Genomic DNA, 15773 nt, shown 5'->3' with positions numbered 1-15773 from the left:
CTGACAGCTGCGATTACCGCGGACCAGTGCCCATCGAGGACTTGACGTCCTCGCGCCAGTGGAAGAGATACTTCTCGACCTTGCTGAAGACGCCGTACTCGATGAGCATCATCACGATCACGAACAACACGACGTACTGGAGCACGCCGACCATCGAGAACCGACTCATGTTGTCACGAATGAGGAACCCGATACCGATGTTCGAGATGACGACTTCCGCGAGGATGGTGACCTTCCACGCGACCGAGAAGGTGAATCGGATGCTCGAGAACACCTCGGGAAGGATCGACGAGAACAGGACTCGCCTGTACACCCGCGCTCGCGACACGTCGAACGCGCTCGACATATCGAGCAGGTCCGAGTCGACGTTCTCGACGCCGCTCTGGATCATATCGACGACGAACGGTGCCGTGATGATCGCCGTTGCGAGCATCGGCGTCGTGTCGCTGATACCGAACGCCATCGCGGTGAAGATGACAACGAACAAGCCCGGTACGGCCATCCCAACGAGAACGTAGTACCGGAGTACTCGCCCCCAGAAGCTGCTCACACCGAGGACGATGCCACCGATCACGCCGACGACGAGGGCGGCGGCGAACCCGTAGAGAATCCGCTTCATCGAAGCGACGAAGTGCATCACCCAATCGCCGGTTTGGAGCATTCCGTACATCGACGAACCGACGAGAAGCGGGGATGCGATGAGATCGGTGATCCCGAAGACGCGAGCGCCCAGTTCCCAGACGAGGACGAGCAGGAGGATCGATTCGACGAAGATGACTCTCCGGTTGCCCAAGAGGATGCCTTCGATCGTCCCACGTAACTGTGAAGTACTCATCTGACCTCAGACCATCTCTTCGAGATCGGAGACCGTCATGAACGTGAGGTGATCCTGCCAACCCGAGGGGACTTGGCCGAGATCCTCCATCACGTTCATGACGCTCCGAGCGTCCTCGACGGACTGGTCGTCCAGACCGACTTCGGAGTACAGAGCCGACTGTGTGAGGCTCTCGATCTGTTCGACGTCGTTACCGGAGAACAGGTCCATCAGGAACCGCGCTTCCTCTTGGCTCTCGGCTTCGAGGGTCTCCTGTCCGGCCGGATCTTCGGCGATCTCCGGAATGTTGTCTTGGACGTAATTGAGACCCTCACTCCACATATTGATCATATTCAGGAGCACTTCGGGGTTCTCCTCGGCGAAGTCGAGCCGCGTCGAGAGGCTGACGAGCGGCGGCCGGCCCCAGCCCTGTTCGAGGTAATCGTTCCAGATCCACAGTAGCGGCTTGAGTTCGCCGTTAACGATCTCTGTGAGTCCGGCGGACGAGGCCGAGTGAACCGCCGTCGCGAGGTCGCCGCGGAGCGTGAGTTGCGGCATCGTTCCGCGGTCGGCTGTCTGGACGTTGAAATCGCCGCCGTCCTGCGCGAGGTTGTACCCGTACTTCTCTTGGATGATGTTCTGGAGGTGCGGTACGGCACCGGCCGCCCAGCCGGGGATGCCGAACCGGGCCTCTTCCTCGACGATCTTGTCGAGCGACGCCTGAACGCTGCCGGTCTCGTCGGGGTCGTACGGTCCGCCGACTTCCACCCACGGGGTCGAGACGACACCCTCGATGTTCCCGAACGTGACCAACTGCTGGTCCTGCTCGACGCCGAGCCGTGCGTCCTCGACCCAGCTCACAGTCCCCATATCGATCTGCCCGGAGGCGAAAAGCGTCGCGTCCTCGAAGGTGAGCTCGTAATCGAGTTGATACCCGTCTTCCTCGAAGCGGGGCTGAATGAGGTCGTTCTCCGCGAGGTAGTACTCCATCACGATGTTGACCGGCATCCCGACGGGCGGCGTCGCGAACGACACGGAGGTCAGGTCACCGCCGCCGTCGCCGTCACTGTCACCGCCGCTGTCTCCACCACTGTCCCCACCGCCGTCACCGCCGCCGTCGCCGCCACTGTCACCGCCACTGTCCCCGCCGCCGTCTCCGCCACTGGTACAACCGGCGAGTGTCGCGGCAACCGCACTGGCACCTGTGGCTTTAATGAATTTCCGTCTGTTTATACGACTGACTGATCGAAACGACTGGTCATCCCGTGGCATACGGTAGCAAATCAGTATCGATCATTATAAACCCATCGATTATGGGTACGGACACCACAGTAACGCGACTGCTGACGGGAACGCGACCGCGAGATCACCGCGGAATGTCGTAGACAATCGTTCGGGACGAACGTCGTCTAGATTCGTATCTGTCTCACGTCGAATGCCGGTCTGACTGCCGGAGATCGCACGTGCGTATGCGGAATGATAGACATGAGTGGACAAAGAAGTAGAGAATGATATAGTTGCAAATGCTACGATAGTACGAACTGAACCGCACCCAGACGCGACAGGTCAACTCGGTTTCAAAAATTCGGAGGCTTGGGATGATATCGCGTAGCAAATCTAAAGTACACCGACTATCTATAGGCGGTCACAGCTATGAAAGAGAGCAACTCTCACTCAGCCCGTATTCGACCGTCTTCTGAGGCTTCGAGTGGCAGGGGTGACGCCGATGGCGTCTGAAGTACAGCAATCGACCGAATCAGACGATTCCGCGGGGGTTGCCCACGGGACCTCGGCGGCCGGTGCGATCCACGTCAAGAACCTCACGAAGGAGTTCGACACCGAGGAGGGGGTCGAGAGAGTCTTCGAGGACGTGAGTTTCGACATCGAACCCGGTTCGTTCGTGACACTCATCGGACGCTCGGGCAGCGGGAAGTCGACGATACTGAACATCATCAGCGGCGTCCTCGAACCGACGGCGGGAAGCGTCGAGTTCGAGGCAACGCGGGACGAGGAAGTGACGCTCGGGCACGTCTTCCAATCGCCGCGACTGCTGCCGTGGAACACCTGCGTCGAGAACATCGAGTACGTCCACGAGAATAACCCCGAGTACACCAGAGAGTTAGCCGAGGAGTATCTGGATCTCGTCGGACTCTCGAATCACTACGACAAGTACCCATCACAGCTGTCGGGCGGGCAGCGCCAGCGCGTCGGTATCACCCGCGCGCTGAGCATCGACCCCGAGATCCTGATCATGGACGAACCGTTCAGTAACCTCGACGAGATCACGGCCGAGTCGCTGCGCGAAGAACTCATCGATATCTGGCAGAAACTCGGGAAGACGGTGTTCTTCGTCACTCACGACATCACCGAGGCGATCGAGCTCTCCGATCGAATCTTGATGCTCGGGAACGGAACGATCTTCGACGACATGTCGATCGATCTCGAACGACCTCGCGACGTCGATTCCGAGGAGTTCCTGAAAGTCCGACAGGACGCGATCAACCGGTTCCACTCGATCAAGTGAGACGTCAGATGAGACGCGCTACTACGGACTTGAAGCAAAGTATTAAGTCTATAAGCGTAATTCGTGATCGTATGCGTGCGAGAGAATCACAGTTGCTCCGAGAGCAAGGACCGACCGGCGACGGTGCCGAACTATCGTCGACCGGGTCGGTGGAGTGACACCCGATGTCGACAAGTAACCGCTCGTTGCCGACGCCGCTGCGTTCGACACTCGGAGACAAGTGGGCCGCAGCGATCATCAGCGGCATACTCGGCCTTGCCGCTTGGTGGTTGGTCACCGTAATCTTCCCTCGCGGACTCTTTCCCGGACCGATAGAGACGGTGAACGCCTCCGTGGAACTGCTCGCCTCGGGTATCGTCTGGACCCACATGGAGGCCACCTTCTTCCGGACGTTCCTCGGGTTCATCGGCGCGTTCTTCGTCGGCGGAGCACTCGGCGTCGCGATGGGGATAAACAACTTCGGCGAACACTTCTCGACGCCGATCATCATTATCGCGCTCTCGATTCCCGGCATCGCGTGGGCGGCGATCACCACGATCATCTTCGGGTTCGGTGTGGCTGCTCCGGTCGTCGCCACCGCCGTCACCGTGTTCCCGTACATTTCACTTCGGATCTGGAAGGGCGTCGAGGACATCGATCCCGACCTCGTTCGGATGAGTCGGTCGTTCGATATCTCGAAGGTACGCCTGCTCCGCCGGATGATCCTTCCCAGCATCGCGCCGGCGCTTTTCACCGCCGTCCGGTTCGGACTGGCGATTTCGTGGAAGATCGAGACGCAAGCGGAGATCTTCGCCTCGAACTCGGGGGTGGGCTATCGAGCGATCGAGGCGTTCTCGCGCTATCAGTACGACACCGCGATGGCGTGGGCGGCCGTGTTCGTCGTCATCGTCTTCCTCCTCGAAATGGCCGTCTTACGGCCCCTCGAACGGAAGGTGTTCGCCTACCGAAAGGAGGCGGACTTCGGCGTCCTCTGACCGGCGGCGTTCTCACTTCGTTCTGCCGACGTTCTCCCTCCCTTCTGCTGACGTTCTCACTCACCGTCGGGAACGCCCTCACTCCCTTTGACGGCACTCGGTCACTTCCGGTAGCGACGCTCGATCCACTTCAGAGGGAGTATTAAATATATGGGCGGAGAACACGGGAACTATGTCCGTTCTCGCAGCAACCGACGGATCGTCGGTCCCGGACCGCGTCGTCGAGGTGGCGGCCGAACTCGCAGCACAGCACGGCGAGGAGCTCATTGTCCTCCACGTAATTCCCACAGACGTCTTCGAGGAGCAGCGGAAGTCGTCGGTCGAGAGCACGTCCGATCTCGCGCTGACGTTCGCCCCGGAGATCACCTACCGCGAACTCGGCGACCAGACGGGGACGCCCGGTGGCAGCGACAAACGGTACTCGCTCGAACACGCCCAGCGCGACGCAGCGGGTGTCGCAGAGGACGTGACGAACGGGACCGTCGAAGACGTCGGAGCGGTCTCCTATCGCGGGCACGTTGGCAACGTCACCGAGGAGATACTCCGCGTCGCGAGCGAGGAGGACCCGCGGTATCTGGTCGTCGGCGGGCGAAGGCGAACGCCCGTCGGAAAGGCGATCTTCGGGAGCGTCACCCAGTCGGTCCTGCTCGAAGCCGACCGCCCAGTGGTGTCCGTGATGTCTGAGGAGTGATAATACGGCCCGCGGTCGATCTGCGCGGTCGTGTTTAGTTAAGCGATGGCAAGCCAAAAAACCGCCAATGGGTGGGCTTCCGTCACCTTCTCTGTATCAATCTCGACCAGTTCGTTCCTAACTAAACAGTACCATCTGCGTCGACCGAACGATTATAGCCGTTCGGCGCAAACTCCGGATTCGAGATGAACGAGACGACCGCAGTGGTGACGGGAGCGGCCACCGGCATCGGACGGGCGATCGCAGAGCGCCTCGCAGCCGACGGCGCGCACGTCGTCGTCAGCGACATCGCGGACGGAAGCGAGACCGTCTCGCGGATCGAAAGCGCGGGCGGGAGCGCCGAGTTCCGCGAGGCCGACGTGACCGACGAAGCCGCGATGCAGTCGCTGTTCGACGGGCTCGAACTCGACGTTTTGGTCAACAACGCCGCCTACTACGCGCCGCTTGTCACGGACAAGAAACGCTTCGATGAGATCACCGCTGAGGAGTGGGACACGGTACTCGCGGTGAACACGAAGGGGACCTTTCTCGCCTCGAAACACGCGCTCGGGGCGTTCGACGACGGCGGGAGCATCGTTAACATCTCCTCGTCAGTCGTCACGATGGGGGTGCCGGGCTTTTTGCACTACGTCGCCTCGAAGGGCGCGGTGCTCGCGATGACGCGCGCGATGGCGGCCGAAGTCGGCGACATCGGCGTTCGCGTGAACGCCGTAATGCCGGGGTTCACGTGGTCTGAGGCGTCCCAGCAGGCCGGCGATGAGTATCTCGAAGAGTACGTCGACAAACAGGACCTCGATCGTGTGGTCGAACCCGAGGACATCGCGGGCGTCGTCTCGTTTCTCGCCGGGGCCGACAGCGGCATTATGACCGGACAGGCGGTCAACGCCGATCCCGGCCTCTCGTATTACTGAATCGGGGGTCCGAACCGAATCCTGTGTAGTGGTTCAACTCAGAAGCGTTACACCGATTGCGCCCGCGACGGCGACGAGCGCGCCGATCACCAGCCGCGGAGTGATTCGTTCGAGGTTGTCGCTCACGAAGAGCACGGAGAGTAAGATGATCACGAGCGGGCTCGACTGGACCAGCGGGACGACGAGCGAAACCGGCTCTAACGCCAGTGCGCCGTAGTAGCCGAGCAGAAAGAGCGTGTTTGCGACGCCCGCACCGACCAACCACGGGAGTTCGCGCTTCTCTACTTCTCGGAGATCCGGGAGCCCTTGTGTCCACCACAAGTAGATGAGAAACCCGAGACTCGCGCTGGCCGTCTTGACCGTCAACCCAGTGAGAACCGTCACGTCCTCCGCGAACCCCAGCTTCGCGAACGTCGGTTCGATCCCGTAAAAGAATGCGGCCGTGAAGGGGAACGCGAGGCCGACGTACCCGTTTTTCGCGTCGCTCCGATCGGAGCGACCGTGTTCGTACGTGATGATCGCGATGCCGAGGACGATGGCGATCATCGAGACGAGGTGGCCGCCGGTGACGACCTCCCCGAGCACGACCACGGCGATGAGCGACGCGTGCAGCGGTTGGGAGGCCTTGATCGGTTCCGCCCGGCTCGAACCGATCCGCTTGATTCCCTCGAAGTGCATCGCCCGTCCGACCATCGTGCCCAGTAACCCAGCAGCGGAGAACGCCGCGAGCGCTCTGAGCGTCAGTTCTTGGATCGGGGAGCCGAAAAGGAACGCTGCGGGCACGAGAGCGAGGATGTTCACCGCGAGGACGACGACGAGCGCGTCGGAGGAGTCGCTTGTGATCGTCCCGTAGCGGATCGACAACGACTGTACCGCGAGGGCGATGGCACCGAACGCGGCCAAGAACACGCCGAGAGTGAGGACCTCGCCGCCGGGAATCATCTTACCGCTCCCGGGCCGGTATCGGGACGACCGCATCTCGAAAGGTAGCGACTATCGACGGAGCTGCGATGCATCGTTCTCGACGTCGCCACGTCGCGATATAATAGTTGGCATTCGGGGGACATCACCGGCCTCCGTGGGCGGAAACAACCGCCGTCGGGAGAGCGGTGATCGACTTACCGCCACCGCATAAGACGGTGTTCGGCGGCTCGCAGACCTTCCTGTCCGACGATTATCAGGATGACGGGAATGACGATCCAGCCGAGAAGGAGGTCGACGCGTTGCTGTTGGAACCAGTAGTTGACCATATAGCCGACGCCGGAGCCCGCGCCGAACACCTCGGCGATGAACAGTACCTTCCAAGAGACGACCAGCCCCCAGTACATCGAGGGAAAGAGGTACTGCAGGACTTGGGGAAGAAGAATATCCCGGTATCGCTGCAGGCGGGTTGCGCCGAAGAAATCGGCCATTTCCGTGATCTCCGGATCGAGCTCTTGGGTACCCTCCCACATATTCAGAATGACGAACGGAACGCCGACGATCACGACCGTCAGCACGGGGACCCACTCCGAGATACCGAGGGCGATGATAAGAGCGAACGCGACGGCGATCGACGGCACGGAGAGGCCGAGGACGATCCACGCCCGGAGGAACGCCTCCGCCTCCTTTCGAAGCCCCATCGCGGTACCGACCACGGTCCCGACGACCACCGAGATCACGAACCCCGCCAGCAGGCGTTGGAAAGTGTCGAGAATGTTGCTCTGATACGTCCCGAACTGGGGATCGACAATGACTGTTCGCGTCGCCGTGAGAAGCTCGACGACTCCGGGGAGAACGTACGCGGGGAAAAACTGCGATCCGAGCTGCCAAGCGGCGAGTAGCACGACGGCTACGGCCGCCTTCTTTTCGAGATTTCGGGCTTGAACGTAGGAATACATAAGGAAATCTAGCGTCGTTGAGACCGTTACTGTGGGTTTCGGAGGACCTCGTCCTGCGACGGCGTCTCTTCGAGGAAGTCGTAGCTACTCATCAGTTCGACGAACTCCCACGTGGCGTCTCGGTAGTCGTCACTGGTCGTGTCGCGGAAGATCTGCCCGTCGCTGGCCCACTCGTCGACTACGTCGATCTTCGCTTGGTTGTCGATCGAGGCGGTTTCGCCGTACTCCTCGAGTATCGAAACGGTGTTTTCCCGCCAGTGCTCCGTCGCGCTCTGACCGCCGCGGAGGAGCGCGGCAGCGGTTTCGGTGTTGTTCTCGTACCAATCGGAGTAGCTCCACCACGACGTGAGCGGCAGGGTGTACCCGGTCCGTTCGCGCCACATCTCGTTCAGCTGCGTCAGCCGACGGTAGGTGTCGGGATCGGACTCCATCGTGATCGTGAGCCCGCTCACGTTGATCACGCCGTCGATCTCCTCGTCCTGTAGGAGGCCGAGCAGCGCGGGCGGCGCGGCGGTCGTCGTGCCGAAGTCCTGCCGGAGCCGAAGGCCGGACTCCTCGGCGACGACGGCCTGGAACGCTTGGACCGTCGACGAGCCCCACGACCACACGCCGATCCGCCGGCCTTCGAGATCGCTGATCGACTCGTAATCGCTCGCCGCGCGCGTATAGAGCGCGTTGATGCTCTGGAGACAGCCGTCCCAGCCGAAGGTGACGAGGTCCTCCCCTTGAATGTAGTTGCCCATATAGGGGATCATCGAGACCATATTGACGTCGACTTCGCCGCTGGTCAGCGACTGCACCTGTGCGCTGAACGGGGCGTAATCGACGGTCAGGTCGATTCCCTCTTCCTCGAAAACGCCCGCGTCGGTCGCGGCCTCGTACATCGGGTAGTGGATCGTCCCCTCCGGGAGTTGAATCCGAACGGCGGTCAGCTCATCCCCGCTGGATCCGGCCGTGGTCCCGTCGGAGCCCCCGCTGTCACCGCCACCTCCACTATCGCCGCCGTCGCTGCCACCATCGCCGCCACCGCCGTCGCCGCCGCTACTACAGCCTGCTAATCCGGCAATACCCGTCGCACCCGATCCAACGATGAACCGCCTTCTGGTAACACGTTGCATATGTCCGAGCAACTTACCGAGCGTAATAAAAATACCGGGAAGATCGTGTATAATTAGAACCAATAGTCGGCCACGAGCCGTCGCTGGATACTCGCCATAGTAAGATTATTAAATATCCATCGTGTTATGAGACACGTTCACACGATTTATGCATCAAGACGATCTCTGCGGGGATTCTCTGCCACGCATCGAAGGAGGGCGCTGTGATGGCCACTGAAGAGCGATCGATGAAATCGGACCGCGCCGATTCGTCGACAGGTATGTTAGAACTCCGAGACATCGTCAAGCGCTTCGAAAAACCCGGACAGGGTGAGATTCTCGTCCTCGACGAGGTCGATCTCGACGTCGAGGCGGGCGCGTTTGTTTCGTTGCTCGGTCCGTCGGGCTGCGGGAAGACCACGCTGATGAACGTGATATCCGGGCTGATTCAACCGGATCGCGGAACGATGCGACGCGGTGGCAAAGACGTCTCACCGGACGACCTCTCGCTCGGATACATTTTCCAAGAACCGCGGCTCCTCAACTGGAAGACGGTCCGAGGCAACATCGAATTCGCGCTCGAGGCACGCGACGTCCCCGACGAGGAGTGGGACGACCGGGTCGATCGGTACCTCGAGATGGTGAATCTCGACGACGAACACGACAACTACCCGACGCGGCTCTCCGGCGGGATGAAACAGCGCGTGTCGATCGCCCGCGCGCTCGCGATCGAACCCGAGATTATGCTGATGGACGAACCGTTCAGCAGCCTCGACGAGATCACCGCCCGCGACCTCCGCGAGGAGCTACTCGACATCTGGAAGCGCGAGGAGAAGACGATCGTGTTCGTCACACATGACATCAACGAGGCGGTGTTCCTGTCCGATTACATCTATATGATGAACACCGACGGGGAGATGTTCGCTCGACGCGAGGTGGATATCGATAGACCGCGACAGTACGACGACCCGGATATCGCGAAGCGTGAAGCCGAACTCTACAGGGAGTTCCACGAGCACGTGGTGAATTGAGATGGACCGGCTGACTCGCTATCTGTACACCGTCGTATCGATCATCACGCTGTTGGCGTTGTGGTACATCGGCGGCGTCACGCTCCCGGAGGTGATTCCCGGTCTTCCGGAGACCTTCGCCGCGCTCGTCGTCGTGCTCACCACCCCGGGGCCGTACGGTAACATGTTCTACTTCCACGTCTGGAAGACCATCGAGATGCTCTTCGCGTCGCTCATCGTCTCGATGGTCGCGGGAACGATTTTGGGCGTCGCGCTCGGTCGGAACGAGACGCTCGAAAGCACGCTCGCGACGTGGGTCTACGCGTGGCTCGCGATTCCGTCGCTCGTGATCGTGTTCGTTTCGGCCATCTGGATCGGCTTCGACGCCAGTAGCGGGTACTTCGCTATCCCCCTCGTGATCACGCCGTTCGTGGGACTGAATATGTGGGAGGGCGCACGGAACCTCGACACCGACCTCGCGGAGATGGCGGAGTTCTTCGGTGCCGGACGGCTCCAAACGTTCAAAGACATCATCATTCCACAACTCGCGCCGTTCCTGTTCGCCAGTTTCCGTTCCGGGCTCTCGATCGGCTGGAAGATCACGCTGCTCGTCGAGGCGTTCTTACTCACGCGCGGGGTCGGCTTCATGTTCCGGCGGTACTTCGACCAGTACGACCTCCCGACGATGATGAGTTGGCTCATCATTTTCGTGGTCTTCCTGATTGCCGTCGAGTACGGCGTTCTCGCGCCGCTCCACGAGCGAGTGATGGAGTGGCGACCCGAGGCCGAAGGGGTACGAGTGACGGAGTGACATCCGAGCGGCGACCCACGTCCCGTGGCGGTATCTCTCGCGTTCTCTGTGGCGTTCGCGCCACTCGGAAACGGCTCGTTCAGCGGTCCAATTCAGAGAAATTGGTTCGCTAAGTCTGTTCTGACCGCTCTCCGTCCGAAATACGGACGAACACCGGTTATCTTCCGCATAAGTGGGATTCTCCATTTGAAAACTTCCTGCGATCAATCTGGCACGCCACTAACTCAAACAATATAGTAGCGTTTGCAAATCTTCACTCACTCGATCGAACGCCGTCGTGCGATCGGATGCGCAATGGGTTGCAAACGCTACTATAGAACATCTGTGAGGTCGTAGAGCGGACAGATTCGTCGTTAAGGGCCGAAAAAGACAATTTGTGCAGTAGAGTAACCGGTAACTGGTCTGTTTCTCCCGAGGAAACTCGATGTAGTTCCACATATTTGTTTTCCATTTCAGAACTCTTTTTCTCCACAGGGCTGTCACTGCATTCCCGGATCGCTCGTCACACACGCCGGACTACCAGTCCGAATATATTTATGATCAATCTCCGAGGGTGTAGTCGTGCAGACAGTGGCCTTCCAACGGGAGTGTGAGAACGACGGATGATCGCCGCTTCCGTCGGATGGCCTCGAAACCGGAGGGCTCTCGCCGTTCCGTTCGGCATCGTTGCGGCCGTCGTGGTCCGGTTCGGTGCGCCGTTTGGCCCCGCGAGCGCGACGATGCTCGCGATCACCGCGTTCTGTATCACGCTGTGGATCAGTAACGTCGTCTCGCCGGCGTACACCGGCGTACTGTGTCTCGGACTGCTCGGCCTCGCGTTCTCGTTGGACCTCGCGCTCTCGGGCTTTCGCTCGCCGGCGACGTGGCTCATCGCCTTCGGGTTGGTGATGGGCGAGGCCACCCGTCGAAGCGGTCTCGCGGAGTGGACGGGTCGCTGGATCGTCGACCGCGTCACCCGGCGGACGGACACCGCGCCGGCGAGGACGTACCGACGACTCCTGCTCGGGCTGTCTACGGCCGGACTACTGCTCGTGTTGGTGATCCCCGTCGGCATCGTTCGGGTGCTCGTCCTCGCGCCCGTGGCACTGGAGGTCGGCGAGCGATTCGACGCTCGGCGGGTGCGACTCGGGCTGTTTTTCGGGCCCGTCCTCGTCACGTATCTCGGGAGCTACGCCGTGCTCACCGGCGGATCGCCGAACATCGTGATCCTCGGGATCTTCGAGTCCGTGACCGGCGCGTCGATCGCGTGGTCGGAGTGGTTCGTGCTGATGTTCCCGGTGATGGGCCTCGGGCGACTGCTCGTGACCGTTGCCGTGGTGTACGCGCTGTTTAGACCACCGTCCGATCTCACCGTCGAGCGCACCGCCGCGACGGCAGCGGCGATGAACCGCGACGAACGCCGGATGCTGCTCTTCTTAGTCGCGGGTGTAGCCGTGTGGGTGACCGACGTGCTTCACGGCCTTCACCCGGTCTACGGGGCGATGCTGGTAGCGGTGCTGGCCTCTCTCCCGGTCGTCGGCGTCGCCGACTTTGAGGACACCGTCGCCGACGTCGACTTCTCGATTCTCTTTTTCATCGCCGCCGTGCTCGCGATCGGCGAGGGACTGACTCGGACCAACGTCGCCGCGGCGCTGGCCGAGCAACTGCTGACCGTCGTCCCGACGGACGCGTCGCTCTTCGTCGTCCTCGGTATCGTCTTCGTCTTCACCGTCGTCTTGATGTTCGTCGTCAGCGGGTTGGCCGCCGCGAGCGTGGTAACACCTGTTCTACTCGCCTTCGCTGCCGACGCTGGCCTCCCGTTGCTCCCCGTCGCGCTGACCGAGGCGGTCGCGCTCTCGATGCCCTTCTTCCCCTACCAATCGGCGGTGCTCGTCGTCATCCTCGCCTTTGATATCGTCGATGCGCGGGAGCTGATCCGCGTCGTCTCGGCGGTCACGCTCGCGACGATCCTCCTCTTGGCTCCGATCCAACTCGGAATTCTGGCGATCGTTGGCTAGTCCGCCCTCGCCGTGATGCCTTGGATGGATTCGAGAGCCGATGAATCGGGTTCTCTAACGATGAATCGGGCTCTCTGATTCAGTTACGTATGTGCGACGGGTTTTTGTATTCGGTTACGTATCTACGGACGATGCTACACGCCAACGGATCGCTGCTGACGGTCGACGTGGGAGACCGGACAGCGGAGACGACGACCATCGACGATGAGCTGGAGGCGTTCATCGGCGGGCGCGGCGTCTCGACGAAACTCGCGCACGACCGGATCCCGTTCGACGCGGACCCGCTGGGACCGGAAAACCGCGCGTACTTCGCTTCGGGTCCCCTCCAGCAGTCCTCGATGAGCTTCACCGGGCGGATGAACATGACCGGCGTCTCGCCGCTGACCGACGGGCTGCTCTCCTCGAACGCCGGGGGCTACCTCTCGCGGAACTTCGTCGAAACCGGCCACTCGGTCGTGGAACTCGCGGGCGAGAGCGACGAACTGCTCGCCGTCCACGTCACCGACGAGGGCGTCGAGTTCGAGGAAGTACCGGAACTCGCGGGCGCGACCGTTCCCGAAGTCACCGAGGAAATGAGCGATCGGCACGGCCTCGAAAGCGAGAACCTCGTGACGATCGGCCCCGCCGGAGAGAACGAGGTCCGCTTCGCCGCGGCGATGACGTACGACGAGCGGGCGTTCGGTCGCGGCGGGCTCGGGGCGATACTCGGCTCGAAGAACGTCAAGTGCGTCTCCTTCGACGGCGACTCCGCACCGGAGATCGAACTCCCCAACGAGGACGTGCAGATGGACGTCCACCGGCAGGCGGCGACGAGCGACGATATCTTCCGCCGGCAGGGGACGACCCACCTCGTCCAGATCCTCAACGACAACTTCTCGCTGCCGACGAAGTACTTCTCGGAGATGTCCTTCGAGCACGCCGAGAAGATCAACGGCGACCGCGTCGAGGAGAAGAAGTACAAGAAGGCGGCGTGCTCGATGTGTGCCTTCGCCTGCAAGCTTCCCACCGAAGACGAGGCGAGCGGACTGGAGACCGAAGGTCCCGAGTTCGAGACGGTGATGGCGTTCGGCAGCAACTCGCTGGTCGACGACATCGTCGACATCATGAAGTCCAACGAACTCTGTGACGACCTCGGGATGGACACCATCTCCTGTGGGAACACCATCGCCGCCTACCTCGCGAGCGAGGACGAGTTCGGCAACGTCGAACTGATTCACGAACTCATCGAGAAGATCGCCCACCGCGAGGGAATCGGCGACACGCTCGCGGAGGGAATCGACCGAATCCACGAGGACCTCGGCGTCGAGAACTGGACCGTCAAAGGGCTCGACTTCGCCGCCCACGACGGCCGCGTCGTCCACGGGCAGGGGCTCTCCTACGCCGTCGGCAACCGCGGAGCCGACCATATGTACTCGACGATGATGATCCCCGAGTACAACGACATCATTCCCGCGGAGGGCACGGCCGGCAAGGCCGACTTCCTCATCGACCAGGAGAACCGCAACGCCGTCCGCGACAGCGCCGTGCTCTGTCAGTTCGGGCTGGGGCGCATCATCGAGGAGGAGGTGTTCGAGGCGCTGTTCGACGAGGACTACGAGGACATTCTGGCGGTCGGCGACCGCGTCGTCACCCTCGAACGCCACTTCAACAACCAGCGCGGCCGCGACACGGACGACGACCGTCTGCCCTACGAACTTCCCGATCTCGAATCCTCGATCCAAGAGTACTACGAGGCCCGCGGCTGGACCGACGACGGCATCGTTCCGAGCGACCGCGTCGCCGATTTCGCACAGGCGGACTGAACCCGTCACCTCCGGGCTTCCTACGCTTCACGCGACGACACGAATTTTTCTCCGGGGAACCACGCGCGCTGAGTTCCGTTGCACGCCGTTGACGCACAGCGCTGTCGACGAAGTGCGACGGGCCACTCAGAGGGATCGCTAAATGTATATAACAGAACTACCAACGAATTTTATATGGCAGAATTGGCCAAACTTGGGCACATAGCGTTCGAGACCCCCGATCTCGAGGAGTCGCTCTGGTTCTTCCGGGACCTGATGGGGATGAAGGTCGTCGAGCGGGAGGACGACACGGCGTATCTCTGTGCGCTCCGCGACTACGAACACCACACGATGAGTCTCACCGAGGGAGAACGCGGTGCGATCGATCACATCGGGCTCCGCGCGGCCGACCCCGAATCCGTCGAGGAGTACGCCGAGATCTTCGAGGAGCAGGGCCTCGACGTCTGGTGGACCGAAGACGGCCACGAGGCGGGTATCGGCGACTCGATCATGTTCGAGTCGGAGTCGGGTCACCGCTTCGAGATCTACTACGAGATGGAAAAGCCCGATATCGACGGCGAGCAGCGTTCGAACATCCCGATGCGTCGCTACAGTCCCGAGTACGCCAACCGGGTCTATCCCCAGCGCATCGACCACGCGCACGTGCAGGACGGAACCCCCGAGGCGACCTCGCAGCTCTTCGAGGAGGAGTTCGGGATGGGCCTCAACGAGGTTTTCAAGTCCGCCGACGGCACGATCTGGGGCTGGTGGCACGCGACGACGCCGCTCCCGCACGACCTCGCCGTGCACCGCCTCGAAGAGGACGAGACGGAGTTCCACCACATCGCCTACCACCTCGATCATCTGCAGGACCTCTGGGACGCCGCGGACATCCTCGCGGAGAACAACGTCGAGATCGACGGCGGCCCGGGCAAGCACGCCATCACGAACGCGAACTACCTCTACGTGAACGACCCAGCCAGCGGGATCCGCCTCGAACTGTTCGCCGGCCCCGGTTACCTCAACTTCGAGCCCGACTGGGAGACGGTCGTCTGGCAGGAGAACATCGGCTCAGAAGACGATCACCAGTGGTTCGGGACGCAGTACAGCCTCGGCGGCATTCCGTACACGGACAAGTAACTCGTCTACCGCGCCGAATCGGATCTTCTCTTCGATACTACGTTTCGACGATACTCTTCGACGCGACGTTTCGACGATACTCTTCGACGCGACGTTTCGACGATACTCTTCGACGCGACGTTTCGACGATACTCTTCGATACG

14 protein-coding genes are annotated in these 15773 nt (G+C 61.4%); 9 read left to right on the top strand and 5 right to left on the bottom strand.

The window, feature by feature from the left end:
• Positions 1-13: 13 nt before the first annotated feature.
• Both U5919_RS05110 and U5919_RS05105 read right to left on the bottom strand, forming a co-directional pair.
• Positions 14-835: an ABC transporter permease gene (locus U5919_RS05110; RefSeq protein WP_336022616.1), complete on the bottom strand. Its 822-nt coding sequence runs from the start codon at positions 833-835 to the stop codon at positions 14-16.
• 6 nt (positions 836-841) lie between these two features.
• A complete protein-coding gene (locus tag U5919_RS05105; protein WP_336022615.1) occupies positions 842-2086 on the bottom strand; it encodes a twin-arginine translocation signal domain-containing protein in 1245 nt (414 codons plus the stop codon).
• A 454-nt stretch (positions 2087-2540) separates the two neighbouring features.
• Here U5919_RS05105 and U5919_RS05100 point away from each other — a divergent pair, with 454 nt between their 5' ends.
• From U5919_RS05100 to U5919_RS05085, 4 genes are all read left to right on the top strand, one after another.
• Positions 2541-3338, top strand: a complete 798-nt coding sequence (locus U5919_RS05100) for an ABC transporter ATP-binding protein (RefSeq protein WP_336022614.1) — start codon at positions 2541-2543, stop codon at positions 3336-3338.
• Between the two features lie 164 nt (positions 3339-3502).
• Positions 3503-4312, top strand: a complete 810-nt coding sequence (locus U5919_RS05095) for an ABC transporter permease (RefSeq protein WP_336022612.1) — start codon at positions 3503-3505, stop codon at positions 4310-4312.
• Between the two features lie 172 nt (positions 4313-4484).
• Positions 4485-5003 (top strand): universal stress protein, encoded by a 519-nt coding sequence (locus tag U5919_RS05090; protein WP_336022611.1) that lies wholly within the window; start codon positions 4485-4487, stop codon positions 5001-5003.
• A 185-nt stretch (positions 5004-5188) separates the two neighbouring features.
• Positions 5189-5914 carry an SDR family NAD(P)-dependent oxidoreductase gene (locus U5919_RS05085; RefSeq protein WP_336022610.1) on the top strand — a complete coding sequence of 242 codons (726 nt, stop codon included), beginning with the start codon at positions 5189-5191 and terminating at the stop codon, positions 5912-5914.
• A 33-nt stretch (positions 5915-5947) separates the two neighbouring features.
• Here U5919_RS05085 and U5919_RS05080 read toward each other — a convergent pair whose 3' ends face one another.
• The 3 genes from U5919_RS05080 to U5919_RS05070 all read right to left on the bottom strand — a co-directional run bounded on the left by U5919_RS05080 (position 5948) and on the right by U5919_RS05070 (position 8912).
• Positions 5948-6856, bottom strand: coding sequence for an EamA family transporter (locus U5919_RS05080; protein ID WP_336022609.1), 909 nt, complete (start codon positions 6854-6856; stop codon positions 5948-5950).
• Positions 6857-7032: 176 nt separating this feature from the next.
• Positions 7033-7794 (bottom strand): ABC transporter permease, encoded by a 762-nt coding sequence (locus tag U5919_RS05075; RefSeq protein ID WP_336022608.1) that lies wholly within the window; start codon positions 7792-7794, stop codon positions 7033-7035.
• A gap of 26 nt (positions 7795-7820) precedes the next feature.
• Complete coding sequence (locus U5919_RS05070; protein ID WP_336022607.1) at positions 7821-8912, bottom strand: ABC transporter substrate-binding protein; 1092 nt, start codon at positions 8910-8912, stop codon at positions 7821-7823.
• A 206-nt stretch (positions 8913-9118) separates the two neighbouring features.
• Between U5919_RS05070 and U5919_RS05065 the strand changes: the two genes are divergently transcribed.
• The 5 genes from U5919_RS05065 to U5919_RS05045 all read left to right on the top strand — a co-directional run bounded on the left by U5919_RS05065 (position 9119) and on the right by U5919_RS05045 (position 15630).
• Positions 9119-9922 (top strand): ABC transporter ATP-binding protein, encoded by an 804-nt coding sequence (locus tag U5919_RS05065; protein WP_336022606.1) that lies wholly within the window; start codon positions 9119-9121, stop codon positions 9920-9922.
• A 1-nt stretch (position 9923) separates the two neighbouring features.
• A complete protein-coding gene (locus U5919_RS05060) occupies positions 9924-10712 on the top strand; it encodes an ABC transporter permease (protein ID WP_336022605.1) in 789 nt (262 codons plus the stop codon).
• Positions 10713-11314: 602 nt separating this feature from the next.
• Positions 11315-12709: an SLC13 family permease gene (locus U5919_RS05055; RefSeq protein WP_336022604.1), complete on the top strand. Its 1395-nt coding sequence runs from the start codon at positions 11315-11317 to the stop codon at positions 12707-12709.
• A gap of 131 nt (positions 12710-12840) precedes the next feature.
• Positions 12841-14511 (top strand): aldehyde ferredoxin oxidoreductase family protein, encoded by a 1671-nt coding sequence (locus U5919_RS05050; protein ID WP_336022603.1) that lies wholly within the window; start codon positions 12841-12843, stop codon positions 14509-14511.
• 174 nt (positions 14512-14685) lie between these two features.
• Positions 14686-15630 (top strand): VOC family protein, encoded by a 945-nt coding sequence (locus U5919_RS05045; protein WP_336022602.1) that lies wholly within the window; start codon positions 14686-14688, stop codon positions 15628-15630.
• The last annotated feature ends 143 nt before the right edge of the window (positions 15631-15773 follow it).

Origin of the sequence: Halobellus sp. LT62, assembly GCF_037031285.1 — an archaeon.
Taxonomy (GTDB): domain Archaea; phylum Halobacteriota; class Halobacteria; order Halobacteriales; family Haloferacaceae; genus Haloquadratum; species Haloquadratum salinisoli.
Note: the sequence above shows the minus strand (reverse complement) of the source record. Positions and strands in the feature narration are given on the sequence as shown.